Origin of the sequence: Pseudomonas sp. T1.Ur, assembly GCF_023516725.1 — a bacterium.
Classification (GTDB): domain Bacteria; phylum Pseudomonadota; class Gammaproteobacteria; order Pseudomonadales; family Pseudomonadaceae; genus Aquipseudomonas; species Aquipseudomonas alvandae.
Map to the genome: position 1 here is coordinate 67,158 of NZ_JAMGSN010000001.1, position 15,384 is coordinate 82,541.

Here is a 15,384-nt window from a genome sequence, read left to right on the forward strand (position 1 = left end):
CATGCGCAGGCGTTGGGGCTGGTGGTGGTTGTGCTTGATTCCTGCGCTGGCGACAGCGCAGGAGGAGCCGCTGCGCCTGGCCTTCGACGGTCAACTGTTGCGCGTAAGCCAGACCCAGGTGCTGGACCACCAGCCGTTGCCCGACTCGTTGCAGGCACCGCTGGGTAGCGTGTGGAAACTCTTCGTCTACGCCTGGCTGGTGGACACCGATGCCCGCGAGCCGGCTTATGAGTGCCGGGGCGAATCGAAAGAAGAAGTCTACTGCTGCAACGCCGGGCAGAGCATTGGCCGCGACCAGGCACTGGTGAAGTCCTGTGGTTTGTATTTCGAGCCCCAGCGGCTCGGGCTGTCTGTGCCTGGCTGGCGGGATTACTGGCAAGCGCGGCAGGCGCCGAAATGGTTGCTGGACTTGCCGGCCTTGCAGCCGCAAACCCAGGTGCCCGTGGCAGAGCTGCTCAAGGCGCTGGCGACGCTGCCGGCCCAGGATCAGGCTCGCCGGGTGTTGCTCGACGTGGTGCTTGGCGCGGCGGATGGTCGGTTGGTCGGTCAGTTGGGCGGTCGCCTGCGGGTCAAGACCTGGAGCTGGCTGGGCGATCAAGGGCCTTCGTCGCGCCAGGGCGGTTTCGCCGGTTGGCTGGTCGACGGCACGCCCGTCTGGGCTGGTGGACGCGGTACCAGCCAGCAGGTCTTGAAGCAATATGGCGATGGCTTGGCCACGGCACTGCCATCCCGTTGGCCGGCGGAAACCGGGCGTTGCGTGGAAGTGGGATTGTTTGCCCGCTATCCCTTGCAAGGGGTGATGTCCGGTGAGCGTCCAGCCGCGCCGGGACAACTGCGCGGCGACTACCGCGTCGAGTTCAGCAACGGCAACCAGCTGGATATCCACAGCGACGGCGAACTGTTCCTGCTGCCTGGCAAACTGGTCGCGCGGTTGGACCGGGAAGAATACGTCGCTCGGGTCCTGCAGCGCGAAGCCAAGGCCGAACCCGCCGAAGCGGCCAAGGCATTGGCCGTGGCGATCCGCACCTACCTGTTGCAAAACGCCCAGCGCAACGGCGATTGCCTGAGCATCGACGACAGCAGCCATCGCCAGCGCGTCGCGCCGCGTCCGGCGGCGCCTGAAACCCGAGCGATTGCCGCGTGGACCAGCGACCTGGTCCTGGCCGGCACCGATGTGACGTATCACTCCGATCAACCCGGCCCGGACAAGTTGTCCTGGGCCCAGGCCGTCGAGCAAGCCAACGGCGGCCAGCGCTACGACGCGATCTTGCTGCATGCCTACCCGCGCGCCAGCCTCAGCCGTTGGGACAATCCGGTGGCGTCCTGCGAAGCACTGCCTGCCGCCCAGGCGTGGCTGCTGAAGCAGCGACGTGGTTGGCGTGAGCGGTTGGAAAGCGAAGTCGGCTACAACGAAATCAGCGCCTTCGCGGTCTGCCGCGTCGCCTTCGGCCGGCCGTATGTCGACCGAGAGCGCCAGCGCATCTACGTGCGCGGCGTGCTGTCGCTGCAAGACCGCCTCGACCTGACCCATGAATATCTGCACCTGGCCTTTGAGGCTCACCCCAATGGCCAGGACGAAACCTACATCGAAGGGCTCGCCCGTCACCTCTTGCTGGAATAGACCATGACACTCCGTTATCCACAGGTCTTGCTGTTGCTCTGCGCCCTGACCGCGTTATCACCGGCCATGGCTGCCGACTCCATCAAGCTCGACACCCCCATTGGCGGCTGGCGCAGCGGTGCGCCGGGCGGTGAAGACGAAAGTTTCAGCCAAACCGTCAATTACCCGGCCTCGTCGGTCAACACGCCGCCGGGCCAGGCGAACACGGCGCGCATCAGCGGCCAGATCAAAGGCACGCCGAAGGATACCGGCGAGCCGGGTCAGCTCATCGTCAACGGCGTAAGCCTGCCGTTGAAGGTTGACGAGGAAGGTCGCTTTGATCGGCCGTTCTCGTTCCCCAATGGCAGCAACAGCGTCGAAGTGCGCAGTGCCGATGGCCAGCAGCGCCACCGCACGCAATTCCTCAACACCAGCGGCGGCGCCACGCCGGCCAAGCTGCGGGTTCTGCTGACCTGGGACAGTGACGGCACCGACCTGGACCTGCACCTCGTGACGCCTGACGGCGCCCACATCTGGTACGGCGACCGCGCCGCCCCCAACGGCGCCGCCCTCGACGTCGACGTCACCACCGGCTACGGCCCGGAAATCTTCGCCATGCCCGCGCCGATCAAAGGCCAGTACCTGGTGTATGTGAACTACTACGGCGGCGGGTACCGCAGTGATGAGGATGAAGAGGGTGACGGCGAACAGGTCGAGCAAGCGCAACAAGCCCTGACCACGGCGAAAGTCACCGTCATCACCGAAGAAGGCACGCCGAGCGAGAAGATGGAGACCTTCGTGGTGCCAATGCGCGCGGTGGGCGAGCTGACGTTGGTCAAGAGCTTCAGCTACCCATAAACCCTATGGCACCCGCAGGGCCCTGTAGGCGCTGTCGAGCGAAGCGAGGCTGCGATCTTTTCACAGCCGATTGAGTTGAGGCAAAAGATCAAAGGATCGCAGGCTTCGCCAGCTCCTACATAGCTCAGGAGTGAGCCAGTAACAGTTTGTCTGCATTCGTGACAAAAAATCTCACGCGTGAGCATTGTGAGACCGCCAGGTTGCCTGTAGTGTTTCTCACGCGTGAGTTTTTCACAGTGGGGTCAGTACCATGTCAACCAGCTCTCCATCGGACCCAGATGACGGGTCTGTGACCGATTCAGCGAGCCGCACGGGAGAGCGCGCCAAACCCTCCGCGAAAAAGCCGTCGAGCTTCTACATGAAGCAGATGCGCGCGGGCCTGAGTGCCGCCGGGTATGTGAAACACGAGACTTGGGTGCTTCCTGAAAACCGAAGCCTGCTCAAGCAAATGGAGAAACAGCTACGCCAACCGATTCTGGCTGGCCCATTCATGTCGGAGGATTACATGAGCGCAGGTAACAACTGGAATATCGATCGCCTCTACAGCGCCCTTCAGGCCCTGGACGAAGTGGTCGCGAACGACATCACCCTCTCCCTCGTCCAAGGTGCCGAGTCCAGCATCAAGTTGGAAATGAATGACTTCGGTGGCTTGCCGATCTACATCGCCGTGGTCGGCGACCAGATCATCGTCGATACCGTGCTGGTGGATGTCGAGTCGATCAACGACGTCGCGGCCTTCAACGACGCCGTGTTGCGCAGCCGGGAAATGTTCCCGCTGTCGTCCATCGGCATCGAGTCCATGCCCAACGGGCAGGTCGTCTACAACATGTTCGGCTCCCTGAGCGCCGGTTCCAGCCTGACCAACGTCGTCACCGAGGTCAAAACCCTCGTCGACAACGTCCAGCGCGCCAGCGAAGCCTTCGAACGCTTCTTCATTTAATTCGCCGAATAGGAACCCTCCCATGACTCAGTCCATCTGGAGCAAGTTGTTCACCGCACTGCGTGGCGGTGCCAACGAAGTCGGCGAATCGATCGTCGACCAGCAAGCCCTGCGCATCCTCGACCAGGAAATCCGCGATGCCGACACGGCGCTGGCCAACGCCAAGCGTGAGCTGGTCACCATCATGGCCAAGCACAAGCTGGCGACCGATCGCGTCGCTGAATACAACGCCAAGATCAAGGACCTGGAAGCCAAGGCCCTGGCCGCGATCCAGGCCAACCGCGAAGACCTGGCGCTGGAAGTGGCCGAAGCCATTTCGACCCTGACCAACGAACTGGACGCCGAGCAAAAGCACGCGACCGAGTTCGGTGGCTACGCGGACAACATGCGCAAGGACATCACCAAGGCCGAAAGCCGGATCAAGAGCCTGCGCCAGCAAGTGGACATGGCCAAGGCCCGGGAAAGCGTGCAGAAGGCCCAGGTCAGCGCCTCGATCGCCAGCGGCGGCGCCAATGGCAAGTTGGAAACCGCCGTCGGAACCCTCAACCGCCTGCAGGCCAAGCAACAACAACGTGCCGCTGAACTGCAAGCCCAGGACGAACTGGCCGAGGCTTCGACCGGCTCCGACCTGGAGCGCAAGCTGCGCGATGCGGGCATCACGCCGAACGAAGGCAGCGCCAATGCGATCCTGGAGCGGCTGAAGAAAAAATCGGCTGAGTAATCGGTTCGTACACACCGACCCCAGGGAGCTTGCTCCCGCTGGGCTCTGTAGGAGCTGGCGAAGCCTGCGATCTTTTGATCTTGATCTTGATCTTGATCTTGATCTTGATCTTGATCTTTCGCTTGAGATTCAAGTGTCTTTGGAAAGATCGCAGCCTCGTTTCACTCGGCAGCTCCTACGCAGCTCCTACGCAGCTCCTACGCAGCTCCTACGCAGTTCTGCGCGGCTCCTGCGCGGCTCCTGCGCAGCGCCTATGAGTTCCGCACAGGGTTCCGACGGATCAGCGGGAGCAAGCTTCCTCGCCACGGCGGTGTCCGGCACGCCATGGATTTAATTGTGGTGCAGGTACTTCTCTCCAAGTCCCACAGCAGGTTTAATGCTGTCCGGCCACTACGCTCGGGCACTCGGATGACAGAGCGATTAGCCCGCCAGGAACCAAGCCCCACGGAGTCAGGGACGAAATGTCGATTTTCCTTTTGTTGCGCACTTACGCGTCGTCCTTTTTCCATCGCTTCGGTTGGGCGGGGCTGGCCATTGCGTTGGGCGTACACCTTTCCATCGCCTGGATCGGCCTGGTGCTGCTGGGCGAGCAGCACCTCATCACCGCCGCCACGTTTATCTACTTCTATCTCACCACCACGCTCACCGTCGGCTATGGCGATCTGTTGCCGCAGACATCCGCCGGGCGAATTTTCGTGGCGACCTGGATCATGCTCGGGGGCATTGCCCTGTTGACGACGGTCATCGGCAAAACCACCAGCAGCGTCATCGATGTATGGAGAAAAGGCATGAAGGGCAAAGGCGATTTCACCGGTAAGAGCGGTCACACGGTTCTGATCGGTTGGGAAGGTGCTTCCAGCGAGCGGGTCATTGAACTGCTGCTGCAGGACGAAACGTCCAATGACAACCTGATCGTCATCTGCGATTGCGATCTCGAAGAAAACCCCATGCCCGGCAAGGCCACGTACATCAGGGGCGACAGCCTGTCCTCCGTCGCGTTGTTGCAACGTGCCGGCGTGCCGGGCGCCGAACGCGTGTTGGTGCGCACCCATTCCGACGACCTGACCCTGGCCACCGTGCTGGCGGTCAATCGACTGGGGCCTGTCGGGCATGTGGTCGCCCATTTCAATGACAGCGAAGTGGCCGCCCTCGCCAGCGCCTACGCGCCGAGCCTGGAGTGCACCTCGAGCATGGCGATCGAAATGCTGGTGCGTGCTTCCCAGGACCCGGGCTCGTCCGTGGTCATCAACGAATTGCTCTGCGTAGGCCAAGGCGCCACCCAGTACCTGATGAAACTGCCCGAGGCGTTCGAAGCGACCTTCGGCGACCTCTATACCCGGTTGAAGGAGCAGCACAACGCGACGCTGATCGGTTACCGCGCAAAGGGCGCCCGACATCCATCGATCAACCCGCCTGGCGCCACCCACGTCATGGGCGGCGAACTTTTCTACATCGCTTCCACGCGTCTCAAGGACATTTCCCATGGGGTGGTTTAAACAGTTGATGGGGCTTGAGGCCCCGAACGCGAACACGACAGCCAGCGCGCCTATCGTTGGGCCGCTGGGCCTGGCCTCCGGCAAGCAGGTCATGTTCGATGCCACGCTCAAATTGCTGCTCGACGGCAACAGCGCCGTGGTGATCCCGGCCAACCAGCAGATCTGGAGCCTGGGCATCGTCGACCTCGGGCAGTCGAACTGGCTGTCGCGCGCCTACATGAACGACGAGGACTACTGGTTGCAGGTGCACACCAGCGGTGACGTCGCCGGGCAGGTCGAGTCGGTGATCCTGTTCAACTACCTCAGCTACGTCACGATCAACAGTGAGGCAGAGTTGCGTCGCCTCGCCGGTCCCGAAAGCCTGATCGGCCTGCCGACCTACACCCACGACGGCGTCGAATACACCCGCGAATGGGGCACCGAGGCGGGACAGACGGAGCTGGTGGTGTTGAACGAGCGCGTGAGCAATCCGGACGAGTCCTACAACGTCGAACACCGTTCGATGCTGTACGCCCGCGACACCGGCCTGACGGATCGCCGGGAGTTCTTGCTGTTTTCCGTCGAAGAGGACGCCGAAGGCACCGTCAGCCTGAGCACTTCGCTGGGTATTTCCCTGTACACCACTGATCTGAACACTTTTTGAATAAGGAAGAAGTCCATGCTTGAAGCGCTCTCCATTTCCCTGAACAAAGCCGCCGTGCTCGGCTTTGTCATGTACATCCTCGGCGCCGCCGTGCTGTTCGCGCTGTTCCAGTTCATCTACACCCGTGTCACGCCGCACAAGGAATTCGAACTGATCCGTTCGGGCAACGTGGCCGCGGCCATCGCCCTGGGCGGTGCCGTCATTGGTTTCGCCATTCCGGCCAGTAACGTGATTGCCTACTCGATCAACATGCTGGACTTCGTCGTCTGGGCGGTGATCGCCGCGGTCGTCCAGTTGCTGGCGTTCCTGGTGACCAGCCTGGTGCTCAAGGGCGCTTCGGCGCGCATCAAGAACGGTGAAATCGCCGCTGGTATCTACATCGCCGCCGTGGCCATCAGCGTCGGCATGTTGAATGCCGCGTGCATGACGCCTTCCACGAACTGATCGCGCCACGGAGATCCCGATGAAACGAAGCAAGTACGTCCAGCTTTCGCTGGCTGCATCGGTCGCCCTGGCGATATCCGGCTGCGGGCCAACGGAAAAAACCTACAAGTTGCAGAAGAAGTACAACTTCCAGTCCGTCCAGCAATGTGTCGATGAAAAGCTGCCGGTGGACATCTGCGCCGACGCCTACATGACCGCCATGGCCGAGCACCGTCGCATCGCGCCGACCTACGATAGCCAGGCTGATTGCGATGCCGACTTTGTCCCGGATTGGTGCCAGCAGGACTCGGCCGGCAAGTTCATCCCCAAGCTCGGGGGTTTCGAGCTGAGCGCCGATGGCGAAGTCACGCAATCCCAGGTCGACGCCGCCCGGGCCCAATTGCCGGTGTCGGAAGCGAACGTCGGTGGTTCAGGCTTCGGCAACCTGCTGACGGGCATGCTGATCGGCAACATGTTGAGCAGCAACCGCAACAGCTATTACTCCGAGCCGGTCTACCGCTACCGCGATGACCGGGGCGACTTCGGGTCTTCGACGCTCAGCCAGCGAGTGTCGAGAGGTTCGACCTTCAACAAGTCCAACCAGGCGCGGTACGGCAGCTACACCGACTCCATCAAGAGCAGCAAGGCGATGTCCGTCTCGTCCTCCACGTCCCGTGGTGGTTTCGGCAGCAGCTCCAGCGCCCGCAGCGGTTGGGGCGGTTCCAGCAGCTCCGGCGGTTGAGGAACCAGCGCCATGAAGAAGATCCAGTGCGCAGAACGTCCTGACTGGAAGCAGACCGCCGAGCAGCTCGGCTTTCTGTTCCACACCATCGACGACGAACCCTATTGGGACGAAAGCGCGTACTACCAGTTCACCCTCAAGCAGATTGAGGATGACCTGGAAGACCCGACCACCGAGCTCCATGAGATGTGCATGGACCTCGTGGCCCGCGTGGTCCGGAGCGAAGAATTGCTGGAGCGCCTGAGCATCCCCGCGCCGTTCTTCGACCTGGTGCGTACCTCATGGCTTGAAGGCCATCCGCACCTGTATGGGCGCATGGATTTCTCCTACAACGGCACGGGCCCGGCCAAGCTGTTGGAGCTCAACTACGACACGCCGACCAGCCTCTACGAGGCGGCGGCGTTCCAGTGGGGCTGGCTGGAGCAATGCATCGAGCGCGGGATGCTGCCGGTCCATGCCGACCAGTTCAATAGCATCGACACCAAGCTGCACCAGGCCTTCGCCCAGTTGCAGCTCACCGAGCCATTTTATTTCGCCTCGATGAAAGGCTCGGTGGAAGACAAGGGCACCACGGACTACTTGCGACTGATCGCGGAGAAGGTCGGCATCGAATCGCGGCACATTGATATCGAAGACATCGGCCTCAACAGCGACGGACGTTTCGTCGATCTGGAAGAGCGCTGGATCCCGCACTTGTTCAAGCTGCACGCTTGGGAGTTCATCTTCCACGAGCCCTTCGGTGCTGCGATCGCCCAATGCGACACGCAGTTTTTCGAACCGGCCTGGAAGTCGATCATCTCGAACAAAGGCATCCTGCCGCTGCTGTGGGAATTCAACAAAGGCCACCCGAACCTGCTCGCGGCTCACCTCGACACCGACACCAGCAAAGCGGTGCCCAAGGGCTGGGTGCGCAAGCCGTTCTTTTCCCGGGAAGGCGCCAACATCGAGTTGCAGACCGCTGACGGCTTGATCGTCAAGGAAGACGGCCCGTATACCGATGCACCGTTCATCCTCCAGGAGTTTGCGCCACTGCCACGCTTTGGCGACAGCTATACCCTGATCGGTTCCTGGGTCATCGGCGACCAGGCGGCCGGCATTGGCGTGCGGGAAGACAACAGCCTGATCACCAAGGACTCCAGCCGGTTCCTGCCGCACCTGATCCTCGACTGATACATTGGCGAGCGAGCTTGCTCACGCAGCGCTTGTGTAGATACCGTCTTAAGTCTCACCGGGCAAGCGCAAGTTTCGGGTCATATGGCAGTCCTGACTTGAGCACTCCGTAAACGAAGTGCAGCAGTTTGCGCATTGCCGCGCAGATGATTTGTTTGGGGGCCTTGCCGTTGGCCTCCAGGCGTTCTTTCATCGCCATGATCGCCTTATTGTGTTTCAGCGCCACCATGCCAGGCATGTAAAGGCCTGCACGAAGCCGTGCTGACCCGATTCTCGAAATTAGGGTATGACCTTTAAGCTTTCCTGATTCTTGCAGCTTGGGATTCAGCCCCGCAGCGGCGACCAATTGGCGAGGATCGCTGTATTTGCGCAAGTCGCCCAGTTCGGCTAGCAATCGCTCAAGCGTTTTTTGTCCGATACCGTCGATGGTTACGATCAGATCCCGCATCTGACGCATATCCGGGTCGTCATCGATGTGCTTTTTGATCGCCTTATGTGTTTCAACGATCTCTTTTTCGATATGGCGCAGAACGGAGTTGATCGAGTCTTTGACCTTTTCGTCAGACACGTCCAGACGATTAAGCTCCATTTGTTCCATTTCCTGAAGGTCATCCAGGCGGCGCACCATAGCTTTCAACTGGCGATACTTCAGTGGCTCAGGTGCCCATGGCTGAAGCTTCTGATCCTTTTCCCGGGCGAAGTCGGCGATGAGTTTGGCATCGCTTTTATCGGTCTTGATGCGGCGCAGCTCGCTGTCAGCGTACGCTTTGGTCGTAGCCGGGTTCACGACGCAGATTCGGAAGCCTTTGTTGTAAACGAACTCGGCGAGCTCCAAGTGGTAGACGCTGGTGGCTTCCATCACGATCAGGGCCGAACGCTCGACGTTTGTGTCTAGCCAAGCCTCAAACTCTTTAAAACCTTTTGGATTGTTGGCCAGCTTGGCCTTGGTTTTGTGCTTGCCGTTGGGCAGGTGTGTAGCGATATCAAAAGTGTTCTTTGCAACGTCGACGCCAACGAAACCAGACATGATCGTTTCTCCACTTGTTCCCTTTTGCGATCATCACGTCACTCGGTCCAACCTTGCGAATGCGGGCTCTAGCCGGAGGCGGGCCCAAGATACCGTGCGAACTGTACGAGTGAGTGTGGAGGGCTGGAGCACGATCTACATCACAGGCAAAAAGCCTAAGGAGCTGCGCGGCTTCCAAGTCCCTCCCTCGATGATCAGTCGAGAACTATCGCTCCTGACGGAGCGATAGTCGAGATACAAGGAGCTGCCGCAGGCTCGGGCCGCGTTCGGACGATCTTTTGCTCTTTCATTCAAGACTCAAGTGTCTGGGGAAAGATCGCAGCCTCGTTGCACTCGGCAGCTCCTACGACCATCTTCGTGAGCAAGCCCACACACAGAGGTATATGTCAGCACGGGCGGGGGCACCGCCTGTCGCCTTTGCGGAATTGCGCCTGTCGCCTTCCTGTCGATTTCAAAGAGTCCATGAAAAAACGGAAATCGACGCGCCATGCGTGCAGGAGGCCTCCATGCATATCCACCACCTGAACTGCGGTTGCATGTGCCCGGTGGGCGGGAAGCTGTTCGACGGTTACAGCAGGGGGCTGACGGCGTGCCTGGTGTGCCATTGCCTGCTGATCGAAACCGACACCAACGGCCTGGTCCTGGTGGACACCGGGTTTGGCCAGCGGGACGTGCAGACTCCCGAGCGATTGAGTCGATTTTTCCGGGCGTTCAACAACATCAAGTTCGAACATCGCCTGACGGCCCTGGATCAGGTGCGGCGCCTGGGTTTCGATGCCAACGACGTGCGGCATATCCTGCTGACCCATCTGGATTTCGATCACGCCGGCGGACTCCAGGATTTTCCCCAGGCGCGGGTGCATGTCATGCGCGACGAAATGGCAGCGGCGCGCTCCGCCGACAGTTGGATCAGCCGCCGTCGGTTCCAGGCGCGCCAGTGGCAGGGTGTCGATAATTGGGAGTTCTACGCCCCGGACGGCGACACCTGGTTCGGCTTCGATTCGGTGCGGGCGCTGATCGGTGCCGAAGAAGAGGACATTTTCCTGGTGCCGCTGCAAGGGCATACCGCCGGCCATGCCGGGATCGCCCTGCGCACGCCTGACGGCTGGATGCTGCATGCCGGCGACGCGTATTTTTTTCATGATGAAGTCCATCAAGCCGAGCGCCGTTGCCCGCCAGGCCTGAAGTTCTACCAATACATGATGGACACCTACCGCCCGGCACGGATGCGCAATCAGGATCGCCTGCGGGAACTGGCGCGGGTCCAGGACGGGCACGTCGAGATTTTTTGCAGCCACGATGCCAGGGAGTGGGAGAAGGCAATTCTTCAGTCGCGTACGGTGCGGGTGGATTCCACGGCAATGCCCTCGGCCGCCGGTAGGCAATCCTCCTGACCACTCCCTGCCATGACAGCTTTCCCTTTGCCCGCGTCTCGTGGGCTTTTTTTTGCCAGCGATGCCGTTCGTCACCGTATCCGGATGTTTCTCTCAACTAAGGCGTAGGGGTCAATTCTAAAAATCGTGTACCCAACAACACTGCTGAAAGGAGAAGGCCATGCCTGCTTCTCACGATCTTTACCAGGATTTGAATTGCAGCAAAGAGGCGGTTCAACAGCGGCGCCAGCAAGACCCGGAGCTTGACCGCCTGCTCGACGAATACACGGATGTGGATAACCAAGTGTTGGCGGCCGAATCGATTTCGGCGGGCAACGTCGAGGATGACGACCTCCGCAGGCTCAAGGAGCAGCGCCTGTCGATCAAGGACAAGATCGCACGGCAACTGACAAACAACCCATAAGCGAAGCCCAAGACATGCGAACTCGACTGCCTTGTTACGTATCAAGGTTGTTGCTGGTCGGCGGGATGCTGTTGCTCGGCGGTTGCGACATGGTGTTGTTCAATCCCAAGGGACAGGTCGGCGTTGACCAGCGCAACTTGATCATTCTCTCGACGCTGTTGATGTTGCTGGTGGTGGTACCTGTCATCGTCATGGCGTTCATCTTTTCCGTGAAATACCGCGCCTCCAACACAAAGGCGAAATACACGCCGGAGTGGGCGCACTCGCGCAAGATCGAAACCGTGGTCTGGGGTGTGCCGCTGGTGATCATCATCATTCTGGGGGTGGTCACTTGGAAGTCCACCCATGCGCTCGATCCTTATCGACCGCTGGATTCCGACGTCAAGCCGTTGGTGGTGCAGGTGGTTGCCACCGATTGGAAATGGCTGTTCATCTACCCGGAACTGGGCATCGCCTCGGTCAACGAACTGGCCATGCCGCTGGACACGCCGGTGAACTTTCGCGTGACGTCCGACGGCGCCATGACCTCGTTCTTCATCCCGGCGCTGGGCGGGCAGATCTATGCCATGGCCGGCATGCAGACCCAACTGCACCTGATCGCCAACGAGGCGGGGGAATATCGAGGCATCGCCGCCAACTACAACGGCCCGGGCTTTTCCGACATGCACTTCCGGACCCTGGCCACCGACGCGGCGGGCTTCGACAAGTGGGTCGCCGGCGTACGGGCGGGGCAGGGGCGTTTGGACAAGGACAGTTACGCGCGACTCGCCCGGCCTACGGTCAAGCACCCGGTTGAGCACTACGCCTCGATCCAGCCGGATTTGTTCCAGAGCATCATCGATAAGTACGAAGGCATGAACCGCTCCCGTGAAGTCGAGCATCGCATGGAGCACATGCAAGGCAGCATCGAATCACCCGTCGGGGCCCGGCAGCAAGGGCAGTAACACGATCTGGAGTAGAACAGCATGTTTGGAAAACTCAACCTTGAGGCGATCCCGACGGATGAGCCCATCATCATGTGGACCCTCGCCGTAGTGGCGCTGATCGCCTTGGCTGGCATCGCCGCCATCACCTACTACCGCAAGTGGACCTACCTGTGGAACGAGTGGTTTACCTCGGTGGACCACAAGCGCATCGGCGTGATGTACATCGTGGTCGGCCTGGTGATGCTGCTGCGCGGCTTCTCCGACGCGATCATGATGCGCACGCAACAGGCGATGGCGTCCGACGGTTCGCCCGGCTACCTGCCGCCGGAGCACTACGACCAGATCTTTACCGCCCATGGCGTGATCATGATTTTCTTCATGGCGATGCCGCTGGTGGTGGGCTTGATGAACATCGTCGTGCCCTTGCAGATCGGCGCCCGGGACGTGGCGTTCCCGTTCCTCAATGCGTTGAGTTTCTGGCTGTTCGTCGCCGGGGCGATGTTGGTGAACGTCTCCCTGGCGGTGGGTGAATTCGCCCGCACGGGTTGGGTGGCTTATCCACCGTTATCGGGGCTTTCCTACAGCCCCGGGGTCGGCGTGGATTACTACATCTGGTCGTTGCAGATATCCGGCGTCGGGACGTTGCTCACCGGGGTGAATTTCTTCGTCACGATCCTGAAAATGCGTACACCGGGCATGACCCTTTTCCGCATGCCGGTGTTCACCTGGACGGTGTTGTGCACGGCGGTGCTGATCCTCGCGTCGTTCCCGATCCTCACCGCCACGTTGTTCATGCTCAGCCTCGACCGCTACCTGGACATGCATTTCTTCACCAACGAGCTGGGCGGCAACCCGATGATGTACGTCAACCTCATCTGGGCCTGGGGCCACCCGGAGGTGTACATCCTGATCCTGCCGGCGTTCGGCATCTTTTCCGAGGTGGCGTCGACCTTCAGCCGCAAGCGCCTGTTCGGCTATCACTCGCTGGTGTGGGCGACGATCGTCATCACCATCCTGTCGTTCATCGTCTGGGTGCACCACTTCTTCACCATGGGCTCGGGGGCGAACGTCAACGCGTTCTTCGGCATCATGACCATGATCATCGCCGTGCCCACCGGGGTGAAAATCTTCACCTGGCTGTTCACCATGTACCGCGGGCGGGTGCGCTTCGAAACGCCGATGCTGTGGACGGTGGGCTTTATCGTCACGTTCAGCATCGGCGGCATGACCGGGGTGCTGCTGGCGGTGCCCGGGGCGGATTTCCTGCTGCACAACAGCCTGTTCCTGATCGCCCACTTCCACAACGTGATCATCGGCGGCGCGGTGTTCGGCTATATGTGCGGCCTGACCTACTGGTTCCCCAAGGCCTTCGGCTTCAAGCTCCACGACCGCTTGGGCCGGGCGGCGTTCTGGTGCTGGATCATCGGGTTCTATTTCGCCTTCATGCCGTCCTACTTCCTCGGTTTCATGGGCATGACCCGGCGCTTGAACCACTTCAACGTGCCCGAATGGGAGCCATGGCTGCTGGCGGAGCTGTTGGGCGTGGGCATCATCCTGTGTGGGGTCAGCTGCCAGATCCTGCAGTTCTACTTCAGCATCCGCCAGCGCCACCAGAACCGCGACCTGACGGGGGATCCATGGGACGGGCGCACGCTGGAATGGTCAACCGCCTCGCCGCCACCGTTCTACAACTTCGCCCAGCAACCGGTGGTGGAGGGCATCGATGCCTATTGGGGCATGAAGGAGCGCGGCCAGAAAACCGCCGTCGAGGCCGATTTCCAGAACATCCACATGCCGCGCAACACCGCCATGGGCCTGGTCATCAGTCTGTTCAGCCTGATCATGTGCTTTGCCCTGGTGTGGCATATCTGGTGGCTGGCCATCGTCGGGCTCGTCGCCACCATCGGCGGCGTGATCTGGCGCAGCGCCGATGATGACATCGACTACTACGTGCCCGCCGAAGAGGTGGCGCGCATCGAAAATCAACGCATCAAGATGTTGGCGGAGGCTTGATCATGTCCAATCTCGTCCAGCCAAACGCCACCGCGCCGGAATCCGAACACGGGCATTCGGACGCAAGCTCCATGACCCTGTTCGGGTTCTGGATCTACCTGATGACCGACTGCATTTTGTTCGCAACGCTGTTTGCGACCTATGCGGTGCTCGGGCAGAGCGTGGCCGGTGGCCCCGGCGCCGCCGATATTTTCGAATTGCCCTACGTCCTCACGGAAACCTTCATCCTGCTGTTCAGCAGCATTACCTACGGCTTCGCCATGCTCGCCCTGAGCGCCGGGCAGAAGCAGAAGGTGCTGGCCTGGCTCGGCCTGACCTTCGTCCTCGGCCTGGCGTTTATCGGCATGGAAATCCATGAGTTCCAGACGCTCATCGGCGAAGGCTACGGCCCCGACCGCAGCGCGTTTCTCACGGGCTTCTTCACGCTGGTCGGCACCCACGGCCTGCACGTCACCACGGGCTTGATCTGGATGGCGGTGGTGATGTTCCAGGTCCAGCGCAATGGCCTGACCGCCGTCAACGCCACCCGCATGGGCTGCCTGAGCCTGTTCTGGCACTTCCTCGACGTGGTGTGGATCTGCGTGTTTACCGTGGTCTATCTGTTTGGAGTGATGTAAATGAGCAATCTTCATGGCAGCGTCGACGCCAGTCACGGCAGCGCGAAATCCTACCTCACCGGGTTCGTGCTGTCGGTCATCCTCACCGTCATTCCCTTCGCCCTGGTGATGTATCCCACGCTGCCCAAGCCTGTGACGGCTGGCGTCGTGGCGATCTTCGCGGTGATCCAGGTCGTCGTGCACCTGATCTACTTCCTGCACCTCGACTTCTCGCCGCAACAACGCTGGAACGTCACGGCGCTGGTGTTCTCGGCGGTGGTGATTGCGCTGCTGGTGGGGCTGTCGCTGTGGATCATGTACAGCGTGCATCACAATATGCTGGCGCATTGAGCTCGCTCTTTCTGGCAAAAAGAGCCTGCCACGGCGGGGTCCTGTAGGAGCTGCCGAGCGAAGCGAGGCTGCGATCTTTTC

The 15,384-nt window shown here is 60.7% G+C and carries 16 protein-coding genes; 15 read left to right on the forward strand and 1 reads right to left on the reverse strand.

What is annotated here, in order from left to right; genetic code table 11:
- Position 1: 1 nt before the first annotated feature.
- The 9 genes from M8Q45_RS00340 (at position 2) to M8Q45_RS00380 (ending at position 8,593) form a co-directional block, all read left to right on the forward strand.
- Complete coding sequence (locus M8Q45_RS00340) at positions 2-1,621, forward strand: DUF2300 domain-containing protein (RefSeq protein WP_249873162.1); 1,620 nt, start codon at positions 2-4, stop codon at positions 1,619-1,621.
- A 3-nt stretch (positions 1,622-1,624) separates the two neighbouring features.
- Positions 1,625-2,458: a YfaP family protein gene (locus M8Q45_RS00345; RefSeq protein WP_249873163.1), complete on the forward strand. Its 834-nt coding sequence runs from the start codon at positions 1,625-1,627 to the stop codon at positions 2,456-2,458.
- 358 nt (positions 2,459-2,816) lie between these two features.
- A complete protein-coding gene (locus M8Q45_RS00350; protein WP_198796680.1) occupies positions 2,817-3,398 on the forward strand; it encodes a YjfI family protein in 582 nt (193 codons plus the stop codon).
- Between the two features lie 22 nt (positions 3,399-3,420).
- On the forward strand, positions 3,421-4,119 hold the full coding sequence (locus M8Q45_RS00355) for a PspA/IM30 family protein (RefSeq protein WP_039594249.1): 699 nt from the start codon (positions 3,421-3,423) through the stop codon (positions 4,117-4,119).
- A gap of 461 nt (positions 4,120-4,580) precedes the next feature.
- Complete coding sequence (locus tag M8Q45_RS00360) at positions 4,581-5,615, forward strand: ion channel (protein WP_249873164.1); 1,035 nt, start codon at positions 4,581-4,583, stop codon at positions 5,613-5,615.
- A complete protein-coding gene (locus tag M8Q45_RS00365) occupies positions 5,602-6,258 on the forward strand; it encodes a DUF2491 family protein (protein WP_249873165.1) in 657 nt (218 codons plus the stop codon). The genes M8Q45_RS00360 and M8Q45_RS00365 overlap by 14 nt, the downstream gene beginning before the upstream one ends.
- A 15-nt stretch (positions 6,259-6,273) precedes the next feature.
- A complete protein-coding gene (locus M8Q45_RS00370) occupies positions 6,274-6,702 on the forward strand; it encodes a DUF350 domain-containing protein (RefSeq protein ID WP_030140438.1) in 429 nt (142 codons plus the stop codon).
- A 19-nt stretch (positions 6,703-6,721) separates the two neighbouring features.
- Positions 6,722-7,423, forward strand: coding sequence for a DUF1190 domain-containing protein (locus tag M8Q45_RS00375; protein WP_249873166.1), 702 nt, complete (start codon positions 6,722-6,724; stop codon positions 7,421-7,423).
- Positions 7,424-7,435: 12 nt separating this feature from the next.
- Complete coding sequence (locus tag M8Q45_RS00380) at positions 7,436-8,593, forward strand: glutathionylspermidine synthase family protein (RefSeq protein ID WP_249873167.1); 1,158 nt, start codon at positions 7,436-7,438, stop codon at positions 8,591-8,593.
- Positions 8,594-8,648: 55 nt separating this feature from the next.
- Here the strand turns inward: M8Q45_RS00380 and M8Q45_RS00385 are convergent, their stop codons facing one another.
- Positions 8,649-9,620: an IS110 family RNA-guided transposase gene (locus tag M8Q45_RS00385; protein ID WP_249873132.1), complete on the reverse strand. Its 972-nt coding sequence runs from the start codon at positions 9,618-9,620 to the stop codon at positions 8,649-8,651.
- A 506-nt stretch (positions 9,621-10,126) separates the two neighbouring features.
- Here M8Q45_RS00385 and M8Q45_RS00390 point away from each other — a divergent pair.
- The 6 genes from M8Q45_RS00390 (at position 10,127) to cyoD (ending at position 15,303) form a co-directional block, all read left to right on the forward strand.
- Complete coding sequence (locus M8Q45_RS00390) at positions 10,127-11,014, forward strand: MBL fold metallo-hydrolase (RefSeq protein ID WP_249873168.1); 888 nt, start codon at positions 10,127-10,129, stop codon at positions 11,012-11,014.
- A 160-nt stretch (positions 11,015-11,174) separates the two neighbouring features.
- The gene (locus M8Q45_RS00395; protein WP_249873169.1) at positions 11,175-11,417 is read left to right on the forward strand and encodes an HP1242/YdcH family protein; all 243 of its coding nucleotides are present in this window, start codon (positions 11,175-11,177) and stop codon (positions 11,415-11,417) included.
- A 14-nt stretch (positions 11,418-11,431) separates the two neighbouring features.
- Positions 11,432-12,361, forward strand: a complete 930-nt coding sequence (cyoA, locus tag M8Q45_RS00400) for a ubiquinol oxidase subunit II (RefSeq protein ID WP_249873170.1) — start codon at positions 11,432-11,434, stop codon at positions 12,359-12,361.
- A gap of 21 nt (positions 12,362-12,382) precedes the next feature.
- Positions 12,383-14,356, forward strand: a complete 1,974-nt coding sequence (gene cyoB, locus M8Q45_RS00405) for a cytochrome o ubiquinol oxidase subunit I (protein WP_249873171.1) — start codon at positions 12,383-12,385, stop codon at positions 14,354-14,356.
- A gap of 2 nt (positions 14,357-14,358) precedes the next feature.
- Positions 14,359-14,973 carry a cytochrome o ubiquinol oxidase subunit III gene (gene cyoC, locus M8Q45_RS00410; RefSeq protein WP_249873172.1) on the forward strand — a complete coding sequence of 205 codons (615 nt, stop codon included), beginning with the start codon at positions 14,359-14,361 and terminating at the stop codon, positions 14,971-14,973.
- Positions 14,974-15,303 (forward strand): cytochrome o ubiquinol oxidase subunit IV, encoded by a 330-nt coding sequence (cyoD, locus tag M8Q45_RS00415; protein WP_249873173.1) that lies wholly within the window; start codon positions 14,974-14,976, stop codon positions 15,301-15,303.
- Positions 15,304-15,384: the final 81 nt, after the last annotated feature.